Below are 14,561 nucleotides of genomic sequence, written 5' to 3' on the forward strand. Positions count from 1 at the left end.
AATTTCCGGACATGACCTCATGAATCTTTTCAGGGATTTCCAAAAACGAATCAATTCTGCCATCGAAGCGCTTGATGTCGTTCGCGAAAATGATGCTGCCTGCAATTTCGACCGCCTGACGGTGGAGCCGCCGCGCGACAGTGCGCATGGCGACATCTCGACCAATGCCGCGATGGTGCTGGCCAAGCCGCTGAAGTCCAACCCGCGGGCTCTGGCAGAAGCGATCGCGGCACAATTTGCCGATGATGCGGACGTGGCGGAGACCAGCGTTGCCGGGCCGGGCTTTCTCAATTTCCGGCTGGCGCCCGCCTATTGGCAGCGCCTGACGGCCGAGGTCTGCCGGCAGGGAAGCGATTACGGCCGCTCCGAACTTGGCGCCGGGCGCAAGGTGAATGTCGAATATGTCTCGGCCAATCCGACCGGACCGATGCATGTCGGGCATTGCCGCGGCGCCGTAGTCGGCGATGCCCTGGCCAATCTTCTGGCCTTTGCCGGCTACAAGGTCGACAAGGAATACTACATCAACGATGCCGGCGTGCAGATCGATGTGCTGACACGCTCGGTGATGCTGCGCTATCGCGAAGCGCTGGGAGAGACGATCGGCGAGATCCCGTCCGGCCTGTATCCGGGCGATTATCTAGTGCCGGTCGGCGAAGCGCTGAAAGCCGAGTTCGGTGACCGGCTGCTCAGCATGGACGACGACGAGCGCGATGCGATTTTGCGGGATCGCACGATTGCGATGATGATGGCGATGATCCGCAGCGATCTGGCCGCCCTGAACGTCAAGCATGACATCTTCTTCTCGGAGCAGCTCCTGCACGCCGATGGCGAGAAGGCGATCCGCAAGGCGATCAACGAGCTGACCTATCAGGGGCATGTCTACAAGGGCAAATTGCCTCCGCCGAAGGGCCAGTTGCCGGAGGATTGGGAAGACCGCGACCAGACGCTGTTTCGCTCGACCGAAGTGGGTGACGATATTGACCGCCCGCTGATCAAGTCGGATGGCACCTATACCTATTTCGCGGCTGACGTGGCCTATTTCTACGACAAGTTCGCGCGTGGCTATGACGAGATGATCTATGTGCTCGGCGCGGATCATGGCGGCTACGTCAAGCGGCTGGAAGCTGTGGCGCGGGCGGTGTCCGGCGACAAGGTGCAGCTGACGGTGCTGCTATGTCAGCTGGTCAAGCTGTACCGCGACGGTGAACCGGTGCGGATGTCGAAGCGCTCCGGCGAGTTCGTGACCTTGCGCGAAGTCGTCGACGAGGTCGGGTCCGGCTCGGTGCGCTTCATGATGCTTTACCGCAAGAGCTCCGAGCCGCTGGATTTCGATTTCGCCAAGGTGACGGAGCAATCCAAAGACAATCCGGTGTTTTACGTGCAATATGCGCATGCGCGGTGCCATTCCGTGTTCCGACAGGCGAAAGAGATGTTCCCGGATCTCGATCTGAGCGGCGAAGCTTTGGCGAACGCCGATCTGACACCGCTGCGCGATGCGAGCGAACTGGCGCTGATCGGCAAGGTCGCGGAATTCCCGCGCATGATCGAGGCAGCGGCGCACGGGCACGAGCCGCACCGCGTGGCTTTCTACCTGTACGAGTTGGCCAATGCGCTGCATTCCCACTGGAACAAAGGCCGTGATGTGCCTGAATTACGGTTTGTTAACGATAAAAACAGAGAATTCACCATCGCCAGGATGGGCCTGGTCTATGCCGTTGCTTCAGTCCTTAAAGCCGGACTGCAGATCACCGGTACGGACGCGCCCGAGGAAATGCGCTAACGCCACCATTTCCTCACAATGCTCTGGCAGGAACGCCCTGGTTGTGTATGTGAGTGCAAATGGCAGATCGATTCGACGAAAACAGCAGCAAAACCGGCGATCAGTTGCCCGACGACGATCCGTTGGCGGAGCTGGCGCGCATTATCGGATTTGATCAGCCGCCGGCGAAGGCGCAGCCCGCGCCGGCGTCAGCCGATAGCCCAGCCACATCGGAAGAAGAGGGCATCGATCTCGAAGCCGAGCTGCTCGCCGAGTTCGAAGCCGGAGAGGACGATCCCGCCGTTTCCGACGATCTGACCGAGCCTGAGGGCGACGGTATGGCTGCATCAGACGATCCCGCGCTGACCGAGGCGCCGGCGGAGCCGCAGGACCTGCCGCAGACGCTCGGCGACGTGGAGCCGGACCATGATCTGTCCGGTGATCAGGGTGATCAGGCCCTTGCTGCGGCGCCCGATGCCTCTGCCTTGCCGCCCACACTCGGCGATGTGGAGCCGGAAGAGGATCTCTCCACGCACGATCCGCAGAATGGCGCGAGTGATCTCGCTGCCGAGCCGGATGCGCTCCCTGAGTTTACGCCCGCCATCGAAGCTGAGGCTTTGCAAGGCGCCGGAGGCGCTGAAGAGCCGGCCGTCGAGGCCGAGGGTGACGTATGGCAGCCGGAACTTCTCGACGACAGCGTTAATGTCGTGGCGGATAATAATTTCACAAACTTCACCGATGGCCCGGATGGGTCCGCCGAAGATGCGGTTCAGGACCCTGAATCCGTCGGTGTGGATGACGAAGCGGACAGTGCTTTCCTGAGCGATGCCGACTCCCTGCTGGCCGAGGACGAGCTGTTCGCGGCGCTTGAAAGCGAGTTGGCGATATCGCAGGACGTGATCGATGAATCCGTTTCGGATCTGATGGCCGAGGATGCCGCCGCAGCCGATCTCGGCGTCGGATCCGGTGAGAGCGTCGCCGCGGATGATGAATTTGATGGAGACTGGGTCGGCAATGACTGGGCCGCGGAAGAAGACGTTGTGGCCTCCGAGGCTGACACGGTCGAGCTTTCTGCCGACAGCGAGCCGGCGCCTGCGTCCGACAGCACGCCGCAGGAGGAATGGTCTGTCTCCGATGAGGCCGACCCTGACCCCGGTTTCGAAACTGGCGAAACGGGCTCGGACGCAGATCCGGAGATTGCGCACGTCCTGCCGGACGAGACCGATCTTGCCGGTTCGGACGAAGTGGCAATGGCCAATGATCACAATGTGGCAATGGCCAATGATCACGATGCGGCAATGGCCAATGATCATGACGATATCTTCGCCGAGATGTCGCAGTTCGATCTGCCGGAAGCCGGCGAGATTGCCAGCAGCTTGGCGCTCGGCCCGGGGCTGGAAGATGCGGCGGCGGGGAGCGATGCCGCGCCTGAGGTCGTTGCGATGCACGGTGAAGCCGGCTCCGACTCGCCGGTCCCTGTGCTCGGGGACGAGGTGGATGCGCAGCTGTTCGGCGATGGCGTGACGGATGAGATCGATCCGGACGGTTTACAGGCCGAGCCCCTTGATTTCGCGCCGGACGATGATGTCCCGGATGGCGCTGCCGGTGACGACGTGGATGCGCCGGTCATGGCGCCTGCCGACACCGATCCGATGTTCGATGAGCTCGAAGCGGAGTTTGATGAACTCGAGGTGGAGTTCGACGATCCGGCCGCGGAGTTTCTCGAGACCACGGATTCCCTCGAGACCACCGACGCCCTTGAGACCACGGATTCCGAGCTGGATGCCGAGCCGGATGCTGAGCCCGGGCAGGGCGGTGCTGCCACCTCGTCCGAGCCGGAAGACTGGCGCGCCGGCGCGACCACGGTCGGGGGCAATGACAATCATGCGCCCTCGGTTTTCCCTGACGCCGGCGATGCGGAGCTTACGACTCACGCCGACGCGACGGCTCCGGCTGTCGAACGGGCCCAGCTGGATACAGAGCAGTTTGACCCGGGGCAGATCGACGCCACGGAATTCGATACTTCGGAGTTTGACGCGGAACTGACCGAGGCGCCGGAAATCGAGGCTGCTTCCAAGGAAGACAGCACCGAGACGCCCCGCGAGGACGTTTCGACGCCCGGTGTGGCGGCAGCCGCGGCCAGCGCCGCCGCGTTTGACGGATTCTTTCCGCAGCAGCCGGTGATCGGTGAGACTGCGGGCGACACTGCGGCCGTCACTGCGGATGCGGCCCTGCCGCTGGCCCCCTCAACGGCTGGCGACCAGGAGGCTCGGGCAGAGGATGTGGCGGCGTCTTCCGAGGCGGCTTCCGTTAGCGACACCGATCCTGAAGACGCGCTGTTTTCCAATGTCGACTGGCTGCATTCGCACCCCAGCAGCGACGCTGAGCCCGAGCCGTCATCGGCGGAGGCAGTGTCGGAGTCATCACCGTCGGAAGGCGCGACACCCGGCCTTGATGTCTTCGATGCCAGGGATATCGGGGAAACCGGCGGCGAGCCGGAGCTGACCGGCGAGATCGATGTTCCGACGCTGCCGATCGACGAGCCGGAAGCAGGCGAGCTTTCCGGCGACGCGTTTGACAGCGAACTGGACCGGGAATTTGCCCGTCTGGTGGAAAGCGAGACCGAGAAGGATTTTGCCGTCGGGTCCGATGCGTCCAAGGCCGCCGCAATCATGCCGGTGGCCGGCGCTGCCGCTCTTGACGATCCCGATTACACGGCGCTGGCCGCGACGCTCGACGACAAGGACGGGGAGGCGGCTGCCAGCAATGTTCGGCCGCGCCCGGTGCCGGTCGATGCCGATGCAGCAGAAGCGGTCGCGGTTCAACCGGCGGCGCGTGGCGCCGGCGCCAGCTCGAAGCGCGGGCCGCTGGCGGCGGGCGTGGTGCTCGGCGTGGCGGTGTTGTTCGGCGGCGTTGCCATCGCCTGGAACTATCTCTCCGGCGAGGGAGACGGCGAGGGCGGTCCGCAGATCATTCGTGCCGACAAGGATCCGGTCAAGGTCGCACCGCAGGATCCCGGCGGAACAACCGTTCCCAACCAGGACAAGGCCGTTTACGAGCAGGTGGCCGGCCAGACCGATGGCGCCCCGAGCCAGGAACGGCTGGTGGAGAGCGCCGAAGAACCGGTGGATGTGGTGCAGCGGACGCTGGAACCGGATGTGCTGCCGGCGGACGCGTTGCCGCTCGAGGGGCGCGCGGAAAAGGATGAGGACCGGCTGACCGAGGCCGATACGGCGGAACCTGCAAGTGACAGTGCGGCGAGCGGCACCCTTTTGGCGCCGCGCCGTGTGAAGACAATGATCGTCCGGCCCGATGGCACCATCGTGCCGCGCGAGGAAGACCCCGTTCCGGCTGCCAGCGCGGCGAGCGATCCGGCCCCTGCCGCCGGCGAGGAAGCCGCGCAGACCGCGGACGCCACGCCGGCAGCGACGCGTCCGGCCGCGCCGGTGACGGAGAACACTGCACCGGCAAATGCAGCGGTGGATTCCGCGGCTGCCGAGCCCGACGCAGCGGCAACCGACGAGGCGCCCGGCGAGGGCGCCGTGGCCGCATCGGATGCGGCCCTGGCGGATCTGGCGGCAGCGCCCACGGACGAGACACAAACCGCCGAGCCGGTTGCGCCGGTGACGGAAACGGCTGCCGCAACGCCGCCGGCGACGACATTCACGGCGCCGGTGCCGGAAAGCCGCCCCGCCGATCAGCCGGTTAATGTTGTCGGCCGGGTCGCCGGCAATGGCCAGGCCACGGAGCCCGCCCAGACGGTTTCGGCGCCGGCGGTTGTCAATCCCGGCGGCTACTATGTGCAGATCGCATCGCAACCGAGCCGCGATGCCGCCGAGGCCACCTATGCCAGCCTGTCGCAGCGCTACGCCGGCATCATCGGCAATCGCGGCGTCGACTATCAGCGTGCCGATATCCCCGGCAAGGGCATTTATCACCGTGTGCGCATTCCCGGCGGCAGCCGTGATGATGCCAATCGCCTGTGCTCGCGCTACAAGAGCGCCGGCGGCAGCTGCTTCGTGACGCGCTGATTGAAGGCGCTGTCACAGGCCGCCCACCCGCCGACAAGGCCCGCAGCTGTGGATTGCGCCTCTTGATGGCGCTGTGAGCCCTCTGGGCGCTCGGGGAGTTGCGGGCGATGGGCTATGATTTGCATATGAGCGAATCAAAGGCTGTCATTTTCGGAAGCATGGGACCGCAGCTGAGCGCCGATGAAAAGGCGTTCTTCCGGGATGAACGACCCTGGGGCTTCATCCTGTTCGGCCGCAACATTGTCGAAAAAGCGCAGATTGCAGACCTGACCGCCGAGATGCGCGAATGTGCCGGGCGACCGGATGCGCCGGTGCTGATCGACCAGGAAGGCGGACGGGTGCAGCGGCTGCGTCCGCCGCTGGCGCCGAATTATCCGGCTGGTGCCGAACTCGGCGCGTTGTACGGCAACGACCGGGACAAGGGTCTGCGGGCGGCCTGGCTGTTGTCGCGCCTGCACGCCTTTGATTTGGTGCCCTGCGGCATCAATGTCGACTGTCTGCCGGTGCTCGACGTGCCGGCGCCCGGCGGCCATGAGGTGATCGGAAGCCGCGCCTATGGCACGCGCCCCGAGGTGGTGGCGGCGATGGGGAAGGCGGCCGCTGACGGTCTGAAGGCCGGCGGGATGCTGCCGGTCATCAAGCACATCCCCGGTCACGGACGGGCAGATGCCGACACGCATCTCGAACTGCCGCGCGTGAGGGCGACGCACGAGGAGCTGGCGGAAGTGGATTTCCCGCCGTTTCATGCCTTGCGGACGGAATTGATGGCCATGACGGCGCATGTGATCTACACGGCCATCGATGCTGAGGCGCCCGGTACGATTTCATCCAAGGTCATCGGCGAGGTGATCCGCCGCGAGATCGGTTTCGACGGGCTGCTGATGTCCGACGATGTGTCGATGAACGCGCTGTCGGGTGATTTCGCAGCGCGGACACGGGCCATCTTCGCAGCGGGATGCGACGTGGTATTGCATTGCAATGGCGATATGGCTGAGATGCGCGCCGTTGCGGGGCAAACGCCTGTCCTCGCGGATAAGGCACTGCGCCGCGCCGAAGCGGTGACGGCAGCATTTTCAACGCCTGACGACAGCGACGGGGACGAACTGCGTGAGGCGTTCGCGCAATTGATGGCGACAGCCTGAAGGGAAGGACCGGCCAGTGGCAGCACCGGGGCGGCAGATGCCGGACAGCAGCGGATGGGAGCAGACGCCGGCGAAAAAACCGGCGCCGGCCTCCGGTTTGCCGATGGACGGGCTGTGGGAGGACGCTACCTCACGCACCCAGAGTGACCCGGCCCTGGTCATCGATATCGAGGGTTTCGAGGGGCCGCTCGATCTGCTTTTGCACCTGGCGCGCACCCAGAAGGTCGATCTGGCGAAAATCTCGGTTCTGGCGCTGGCCGAACAATATCTCACCTTCATCGAAGCGGCCCGCAAATTGCGGCTAGAACTGGCGGCCGATTACCTGGTGATGGCGGCGTGGCTGGCCTATCTGAAGTCGCGCCTGCTGATCCCGCAACAGGCGCAGGGTGACGAGCCGAGCGGCGAGGAGATGGCGGCGCAACTGGCGTTCCGGCTGAAGCGGCTGGAAGCGATGCGTGATGCCGCAACGCGCCTGATCAACCGAAACCGTCTCGGCCGCGACGTCTTTGCGCGCGGTGCGCCGCAGCCGCTGGTCGTGGACCGGCGGTCGAAATTCTCCGCCAGCCTGTACGATCTGTTGACCGCCTATGCCTCGCAGCGCCAGCGCCAGAGTCTGTCGCATGTGACGATCGCGCGGCGCCAGGTGTGGTCGCTGACCGACGCCCGCACGATCCTGACGCGGATGCTTGGCACCCTTGCCGACTGGACGGCGCTCGACCAGTTTCTCCTGCGCTATCTCAGCGAAGCCGAGGAACGCAACACGGTGATGGCCAGCTCGTTTGCCGCATCGCTGGAAATGGTGCGCGAGGGCAAGCTTGAAATGCGCCAGGACGCTGCCTTTGCGCCGATATATCTGCGGCGCGGCCGCAATGGTGAACCCGGCAATGGTGAAGCCGGCAATGGTGAATCCGCATGAGTGAGCAGACTCCGTCGTCAACGCGTGATGCAGCAGATTCTGCTTTTGCAGAGCAGGCTGATTCGGACGCTCCGGACAGCCCGGTCTATGCGGAGAGCCTGCGCATTGCCGAGGCAATCGTCTTTGCGTCGGCCGAGCCGGTGCCGGAGAAGCTGATCGGCGAACGGCTGCCGGACGGGGTTTCCGTGGCGACGGTGATGCAAAGGCTCGAACGCTTTTATGCGGCGCGCGGCGTCAATCTGATCCGCGTCGGCGACGCCTGGGCGTTCCGCACCGCCGCGGATCTGTCCTTCGTCATCCGGCATGAGCAGACCGAGGTGCGCAAATTGTCGCGCGCCGGCCTCGAGGTGCTGGCGATCATTGCCTATCACCAGCCGACCACCCGCGCCGAGATCGAGGAAATCCGCGGCGTGGCGACGTCGAAGGGAACGCTGGACGTGCTCCTTGAAACCGGCTGGGTGCGCATGCGCGGGCGCAGACGCTCGCCGGGGCGTCCGGTGACCTACGGGACAACGGCGGAGTTTCTCGATCATTTCGGGCTGGAGGACGTGCGCGATCTGCCCGGCATGGACGAATTGAAAGGGGCGGGCCTTCTTTCAAGCCGCATTCCTGCGCATTTCAGCATGCCGCAGCCGCCGGCCAATGATGATCTTGCAGAGGACGAGGATCCAATCACGCAGATGGACCTCGAGGAGCTCGGCCTGCTCAGCCCCAGGGGCGACGAGGGCGAAGATTAGCCATGCCGTGCAACAGGCGGTTTCGCCACGCAACGATCCGGTGTATGGCTCGCGACCGGGTTTTTGAGTAGCGGGTCGGCAGATTTTGGCAGCACAGCAGCGGCAGATGACAGGGGGACGGCGATCGGCCGGCGTGACGTTCGCGGCGCGGCTGACCTTTGCCGACATCCATCATCATTACGGCGCGCGCCACGTCTTGAAGGGGGTGTCGCTGACCGCCGAGCCGGGGGAAGTGTTGTGCCTGCTCGGACCGTCGGGATCGGGAAAGACGACGCTGCTGCGGATCGCGGCGGGAATCGAGCGCCAGAGCAGCGGCCGCCTGGTGCTCAACGACCGCGAGATCTCCGGCGACGAGGCGGATCTGCCGCCCGAACAGCGCGGCATCGGCCTGATGTTCCAGGATTTTGCCTTGTTTCCGCATCTGACGATCGTCGACAATGTGCGCTTCGGGTTGACGCAGCTGTCGCGCCGCGCCGGCCGGGAAGAGGCGATGGTGGCGCTCGACCGGGTTGGCCTGGCGCACCATGGCATGAGTTATCCGCACCTGTTGTCGGGCGGCGAGCAGCAACGGGTAGCGCTGGCGCGGGCCCTGGCGCCGCGTCCGGGTGTGCTCTTGATGGACGAGCCGTTTTCGGGGCTTGATTCGCGCCTGAAGGACTCCGTGCGGGCGCAGACGCTTGCGATTTTGCGGGAGGCGCGGGCGACGGCCATTGTCGTGACGCACGATGCCGAGGAGGCCATGCGCATGGGCGACCGGATCGCCCTTCTGGGGGGCGGCGAGCTGATTCAGACCGGCACGGCCGAGGATTTGTATCACCGGCCGGCCAATCTCTTCGCCGCCGCGTTCTTCTCAGAGCTGAATGTCTTCCAGGCGCGGGTGGCGGGCGCGGTGGCGGTAACGCCGCTCGGTCCGGTTGCGGTACCGCAATTTGGCGATGGAACGCTGGTTGATGTGGCCATCCGGCATTCGGGCGTGCATATACGCAATGACGATCAGGGACTTCCGGCGCGTATCGTGGCGCGACGTTTTCTCGGGGTCGAGGAGCACATGACGCTGGCAATTGCCGAGGGTGACAACAAGGTTCAGGCGCGGGTTCGCGCCGGGCAGGTTGCGCCGGGGCAGCGCGAAGTCAGCCTAGAACTGAGTGACAAGGACATATTGGTGTTTGAATCTTCGGCGCAAACGTCTTAGATCAACAGAGATTTTGAACAGGAGAGTGGCATGGGTTCCTTCAGCATCTGGCACTGGATCATCGTTTTGGTGGTCGTGCTTCTGCTTTTCGGGCGAGGCAAGATTCCCGAACTGATGGGAGATGTCGCCAAGGGCATCAAGAGCTTCAAGAAGGGGATGACCGACGACGACAGCTCTGACAACACCCCCTCCGAGGAGCCGAAAACAGTCGAGCACACGCCGGCTGACCCGGTCGAGCGCAAAGACAAGGTCTGACTGCGGACCGGCGATGCTCCGCCTGAGGGCGAGGCTGGCCGGCCCTTCAGCAGAGTGTTGCGGCGAAAGGGGTTTGGATGTTCGATATCGGCTGGCCTGAGCTGATGGTCGTCGCCATCGTGCTGATCATCGTGGTGGGTCCGAAGGATCTGCCGGGAATGTTGCGCTCGTTCGGACGCACGACCAAGAAATTGCGCGCCATGGCTGGCGATTTTCGCGGACAGCTGGATGAAGCTCTGCGCGATGCGGAGCTGGACGATGTGCGCAAGACGATTTCCGACGCCCGCTCGCTCAACCCGATGAATCAGATCCGCGATGCGGTCAATCCGCTCAAACAGGCCGGCCGGGACATCCGCGCCGATCTCGAGAAAAGCGTCAAGTCGGATACGCCGGTGGCGGTTCCGGATCCGGGCATTGCGCTGGCGGACGGCCCCCCTGAGTTTCCGGCACCGTCCGACAAAGAAAAAGCGTCCCCCGCCGGTAGCGATGCGGCTGGCGGCGCCACGTCGACGGCCAAGGCAAAGGCGAAACCCGGCGCAAAGGCCGGCGCTACCGCCTCGTCACCGGCCAAGAAGCCGGCTGCAAAGACATCGGCCGCAAAGACATCGGCTGCAAAGCGCGGTGGCGGCCGGGCCGGGCAGGGGACATCGGCAGCTTCCAAGTCATCTGCGGCAAAGAGCACGACGTCGAGACCTTCGGCCCCAGCAGCCTCTGCCAAACCGTCTGGAAGCAAACCGTCTGGCACCAAGGCGACTGGTAAGTCCGCGCCGAAAGCGAGCACTTCCAAGCCGGCGGCGCGCAGCGCCGGCGCCGCGGGAGCTAAGAAATCAGCTGCGAGTGCACGCAAACCGGCTGCCGCCAGGGCAGCGAAGGACAAGACATGAGCGGTGAGATCGACGACAAGCCGATGCCGCTGATCGAGCATCTGATCGAACTGCGCGGCCGGCTGATGTGGGCGGTCGGCGGTTTCTTCATTGCCTTTCTCGTCTGCTTCTTCTTTGCCAAGGAACTGTTCAACCTGCTGGTCATCCCGTTCACCTGGGCGGTGGACTGGGCCGGGCTGGCGGACCGGCGCATCGAGCTGATCTATACGGCGCCGCAGGAGTTCTTCTTCACGCAGATCAAGATCGCCATGTTCGGCGGTCTGGTGCTGGCGTTTCCGGTGATCGCGGCGCAGATCTACAAATTCGTGGCGCCGGGGCTCTACAAGAACGAGCGGCATGCCTTCATGCCGTTCCTGATCGCTTCGCCGATCCTGTTCCTGCTCGGTGCGGCGCTGGTCTATTTCTTCTTCACGCCGATGGTGATGTGGTTCTTCCTGTCGATGGAACAGACCGGCGGCACCGGCGAGGCGAGCATCATGCTGCTGCCGAAGGTGTCGGAATATCTCGGGCTGATCATGACGCTGATCTTCGCGTTCGGACTGGTCTTCCAGTTGCCGGTGGTGACGACGCTGATGGCGCGGGTCGGGCTTGTCAGCGCCAAGGGGCTGGCGGAAAAACGCAAATACGCCATCGTGATTGCATTCGTCGCCGCGGCGATCCTGACGCCGCCGGACCCGGTCTCCCAGATCGGTCTTGCGCTGCCCACCATCCTTCTTTACGAGATTGCCATCTATTGCGCCCGACTCGTCGAACGCAAGCGCGCCGCACTTGCCGAAAACGAAGAGGACGCTGCTTCCACCGACCAGCCGGAAGGCTGATCGCGCCGCAGGTGCACTGCCCGTGGCCGGAAGCCCCATTCCGTCCGGGACGCCGCTATGCTTGACATCAAATGGATACGTGACAATCCCGAGGCGCTCGACCGCGGGCTGAAGAAACGCGGCGCCGGCGCGCAGGCAGCGGAGCTGATCGCCGCTGACGAGAAGCGGCGGGCGCTGGTGCAGTCGCTGCAGGACATGCAATCGCGCCGCAATGCCGCCTCCAAGGAGATCGGCCAGGCGATGCGCCAGGGCGAGAAGGACCGCGCCGAGGCCCTGAAGGCCGAGGTGCAGGATCTGAAGGGCCGCATGCAGGAGGCGGAGGACGCCTCGCGTGCCGCCGATGCGGCGCTGAACGATCTTCTGATGCGTCTGCCCAACCTGCCGCTCGACGACGTGCCGGTGGGCAGCGATGAAGCGGACAATCGGGAGGAGCGCACTGTCGGCGAAAAGCCTGTTTTCGATTTCCCGGCGCGTGAGCATTTCGAGATCGGCGAGGCGCTGGGCGGGCTTGATTTCGAGGCGGCGGCCCGCATGTCGGGGGCGCGCTTCACCATCGTCAAGGGGCCACTGGCGCGGCTGGAGCGGGCGCTCGGGCAGTTCATGCTCAATCTGCATACGAGCGAGCATGGTTATACCGAAGTCATTCCGCCGCTTCTGGTGCGCGACGACGCGCTGTTCGGCACCGGGCAATTGCCGAAATTCGATGAGGATCTGTTCCGCACCACGGATGGGCGCTGGCTGATCCCGACGGCCGAGGTGCCGCTGACCAACATGGTCAATGGTGCATTGCTCGATGCGGGCGATCTGCCGCTGCGCTACACGGCCCTGACACCCTGTTTCCGTTCGGAGGCCGGTTCGGCCGGGCGCGATACGCGCGGCATGCTGCGCCAGCACCAGTTCAACAAGTGCGAACTGGTGTCGATCGTCGACGAAGCAAATGGGGTTGACGAGCACGAGCGCATGACCGCCTGCGCCGAAGAGGTGCTCAAGCGGCTCGGCCTGCATTACCGGGTAATGACGCTGTGCACCGGCGACATGGGGTTCGGGGCACAAAAAACCTATGATCTCGAGGTCTGGCTGCCGGGGCAGGCGACCTATCGCGAGATTTCGTCGGTGTCGCTGTGCGGCGCCTTCCAGGGGCGGCGTATGAATGCCCGCTACCGCGATCCGGACGGCAAGGGGTCGCGCTTCCTGACCACGCTGAACGGCTCGGGGGTTGCGGTCGGACGGGCGCTGATCGCGGTGATGGAAAATTATCTCAACAGCGACGGATCGATCACCGTACCGGATGTCCTGAAGCCTTATATGGGCGGCGTGACGCGGATCGAGAACGCCGGCTGAGGCGAGGCGACAAGGAGAGAGAGCGCTATGCGCATCCTTTTGACCAATGACGACGGCATTCACGCTCCCGGGCTGGCGGTGCTGGAAAAGATTGCCCGCAAGCTGTCCGATGATGTCTGGATCGTTGCGCCGGAAACGGACCAGAGCGGTCTGGCGCATTCCCTGACGCTCTCCGAACCGCTGCGCCTGCGCAAGGTGGCCGATCAGCATTATGCGCTGCGCGGCACGCCGACCGACTGCGTGATCATGGCGGTGCGCAACCTGATGGACAGTCCGCCCGATATCGTGCTTTCAGGGGTCAATACCGGCCTCAATGCCGGCGATGACGTGACCTATTCCGGCACTGTCGCCGGGGCAATGGAAGGTACGCTGCTCGGCATTCGCTCCTTCGCCCTGAGCCAGCATTATAACTGGGAGAGCGAAGGCCGCGTCGTGCCGTGGGAAGTGGCTGAAGAGCATGGCCCGGACCTGCTTGAGAAGCTGATTGATGCCGATATCCCGAAAGGCCGGCTGATCAACATCAATTTCCCCAATTGCGCCCCGGACAAGGTCAAGGGCATCAAGGTGACGCAGCAGGGACAGCTGACGCATGCGCTGCAGATTGTCGAGCGCGAGGACGGCCGCGGCCTGCCTTATTACTGGCTGAAATTCGGGCGGCGCGGCATCCCGGACGCTGGAGAGACCGATCTGAGCGCGCTGTATAATGACTGCATCTCGGTGACGCCGTTGAAGCTCGATCTGACCGATCACGATCTCAAAGACACACTGGCCAAGGCGATCGACGAGGATTGACGGGGTGAACCAGCGGCTGCTCGAAAAAGAGGGATTTGCCGCACTGGTGTTGCGGCTGCGCTCGCAGGGGATTGGCGAGCCGGGGCTGCTGGCCGCTCTCGAGCAGACGCCGCGCAGCCTTTTCATCGGGCCGGCGCACGCGGCGGAAGCCTATGACAACCGGCTGATGCCGCTCGATTGCGGCAGCTTCGCGGAAAGCCCGGACCTGGTGGCCCGCATTCTCGATCTGGCCGGTTTGAAAAGCGGGCACCGGGTGCTCGATGTCGGCACAGGCAGCGGTTTTCTTGCCGGGGTGGCGGGACGCATTGCCGAACGGGTGATGACCATTGATCGCTACAGGACGCTGACGACGCTGGCGCAGCAACGCTACCAGCATCTGGGCGTCGCCAATGTGGTGGCGCGCCAGGGTGACGGTTTGCAGGGCGTGCCGGGTGAGGGCACGTTCGATCGCATCATCGTCACCGCCGCTTTCGAGTCGATGCCGCGCAACTACGTGGATTTCCTGGTGAGCGAGGGCGTCATGGTGGCGCCGCTGCGCGACAAGGACGGCGTGGTGCGCATGGCGCGTCTGACGCGGATCGGCAACCGCTTCGAGCGCGAGGACTTTTTTGCCGCGCCCTATCTGCCGCTCGTGCCCGGCGTTTCCGCGGCTCTTTAGGGGCATCGGAGCGTTTTCTCGCGCGCCGGCGAAGTT

At 64.4% G+C, this 14,561-nt stretch carries 12 protein-coding genes; all 12 read left to right on the top strand.

Features of this window, described 5'->3' with window-relative positions; translation table 11 throughout:
- The first annotated feature begins 19 nt into the window (after positions 1-19).
- Positions 20-1,780: an arginine--tRNA ligase gene (argS, locus tag KY465_RS12575; RefSeq protein WP_219202048.1), complete on the top strand. Its 1,761-nt coding sequence runs from the start codon at positions 20-22 to the stop codon at positions 1,778-1,780.
- A 59-nt stretch (positions 1,781-1,839) separates the two neighbouring features.
- A complete protein-coding gene (locus KY465_RS12580) occupies positions 1,840-5,790 on the top strand; it encodes an SPOR domain-containing protein (protein ID WP_219202049.1) in 3,951 nt (1,316 codons plus the stop codon).
- Between the two features lie 125 nt (positions 5,791-5,915).
- Positions 5,916-6,932: a beta-N-acetylhexosaminidase gene (nagZ, locus tag KY465_RS12585; RefSeq protein WP_219202050.1), complete on the top strand. Its 1,017-nt coding sequence runs from the start codon at positions 5,916-5,918 to the stop codon at positions 6,930-6,932.
- A 103-nt stretch (positions 6,933-7,035) separates the two neighbouring features.
- Entirely contained in the window at positions 7,036-7,848 is an 813-nt protein-coding gene (locus KY465_RS12590; RefSeq protein ID WP_219202738.1) for a segregation and condensation protein A, read from the top strand.
- The gene (gene scpB, locus KY465_RS12595; RefSeq protein ID WP_219202051.1) at positions 7,845-8,585 is read left to right on the top strand and encodes an SMC-Scp complex subunit ScpB; all 741 of its coding nucleotides are present in this window, start codon (positions 7,845-7,847) and stop codon (positions 8,583-8,585) included. The genes KY465_RS12590 and scpB overlap by 4 nt, the downstream gene beginning before the upstream one ends.
- Before the next feature lie 106 nt (positions 8,586-8,691).
- Positions 8,692-9,777 (top strand): ABC transporter ATP-binding protein, encoded by a 1,086-nt coding sequence (locus KY465_RS12600; RefSeq protein ID WP_219202052.1) that lies wholly within the window; start codon positions 8,692-8,694, stop codon positions 9,775-9,777.
- Positions 9,778-9,807: 30 nt separating this feature from the next.
- Positions 9,808-10,032: a twin-arginine translocase TatA/TatE family subunit gene (locus tag KY465_RS12605; RefSeq protein ID WP_219202053.1), complete on the top strand. Its 225-nt coding sequence runs from the start codon at positions 9,808-9,810 to the stop codon at positions 10,030-10,032.
- Positions 10,033-10,109: 77 nt separating this feature from the next.
- Positions 10,110-10,916, top strand: coding sequence for a Sec-independent protein translocase protein TatB (tatB, locus tag KY465_RS12610; RefSeq protein WP_219202054.1), 807 nt, complete (start codon positions 10,110-10,112; stop codon positions 10,914-10,916).
- Positions 10,913-11,734, top strand: coding sequence for a twin-arginine translocase subunit TatC (gene tatC, locus KY465_RS12615; RefSeq protein WP_219202055.1), 822 nt, complete (start codon positions 10,913-10,915; stop codon positions 11,732-11,734). Before tatB ends, tatC begins: the two co-directional genes overlap by 4 nt.
- Positions 11,735-11,791: 57 nt before the next feature.
- Entirely contained in the window at positions 11,792-13,075 is a 1,284-nt protein-coding gene (gene serS, locus KY465_RS12620; protein WP_219202056.1) for a serine--tRNA ligase, read from the top strand.
- 27 nt (positions 13,076-13,102) lie between these two features.
- Positions 13,103-13,867 (top strand): 5'/3'-nucleotidase SurE, encoded by a 765-nt coding sequence (gene surE, locus KY465_RS12625; protein WP_219202057.1) that lies wholly within the window; start codon positions 13,103-13,105, stop codon positions 13,865-13,867.
- 4 nt (positions 13,868-13,871) lie between these two features.
- On the top strand, positions 13,872-14,525 hold the full coding sequence (locus KY465_RS12630) for a protein-L-isoaspartate(D-aspartate) O-methyltransferase (protein ID WP_219202058.1): 654 nt from the start codon (positions 13,872-13,874) through the stop codon (positions 14,523-14,525).
- The last annotated feature ends 36 nt before the right edge of the window (positions 14,526-14,561 follow it).

Source organism: Neohoeflea coraliihabitans, from assembly GCF_019334345.1.
Lineage (GTDB): Bacteria > Pseudomonadota > Alphaproteobacteria > Rhizobiales > Rhizobiaceae > Pseudohoeflea > Pseudohoeflea coraliihabitans.

Excerpts from the sequence above, each read along its gene's own strand:
- nagZ (WP_219202050.1), top strand. The coding sequence starts at position 5,916 with ATGAGCGAATCAAAGGCTGTCATTTTCGGAAGCATGGGACCGCAGCTG.
- surE (WP_219202057.1), top strand. The coding sequence starts at position 13,103 with ATGCGCATCCTTTTGACCAATGACGACGGCATTCACGCTCCCGGGCTG.
- KY465_RS12590 (WP_219202738.1), top strand. The coding sequence starts at position 7,036 with ATGGACGGGCTGTGGGAGGACGCTACCTCACGCACCCAGAGTGACCCG.
- KY465_RS12580 (WP_219202049.1), top strand. The coding sequence starts at position 1,840 with ATGGCAGATCGATTCGACGAAAACAGCAGCAAAACCGGCGATCAGTTG.
- scpB (WP_219202051.1), top strand. The coding sequence starts at position 7,845 with ATGAGTGAGCAGACTCCGTCGTCAACGCGTGATGCAGCAGATTCTGCT.
- KY465_RS12600 (WP_219202052.1), top strand. The coding sequence starts at position 8,692 with ATGACAGGGGGACGGCGATCGGCCGGCGTGACGTTCGCGGCGCGGCTG.
- KY465_RS12605 (WP_219202053.1), top strand. The coding sequence starts at position 9,808 with ATGGGTTCCTTCAGCATCTGGCACTGGATCATCGTTTTGGTGGTCGTG.
- tatB (WP_219202054.1), top strand. The coding sequence starts at position 10,110 with ATGTTCGATATCGGCTGGCCTGAGCTGATGGTCGTCGCCATCGTGCTG.
- serS (WP_219202056.1), top strand. The coding sequence starts at position 11,792 with ATGCTTGACATCAAATGGATACGTGACAATCCCGAGGCGCTCGACCGC.
- argS (WP_219202048.1), top strand. The coding sequence starts at position 20 with ATGAATCTTTTCAGGGATTTCCAAAAACGAATCAATTCTGCCATCGAA.
- tatC (WP_219202055.1), top strand. The coding sequence starts at position 10,913 with ATGAGCGGTGAGATCGACGACAAGCCGATGCCGCTGATCGAGCATCTG.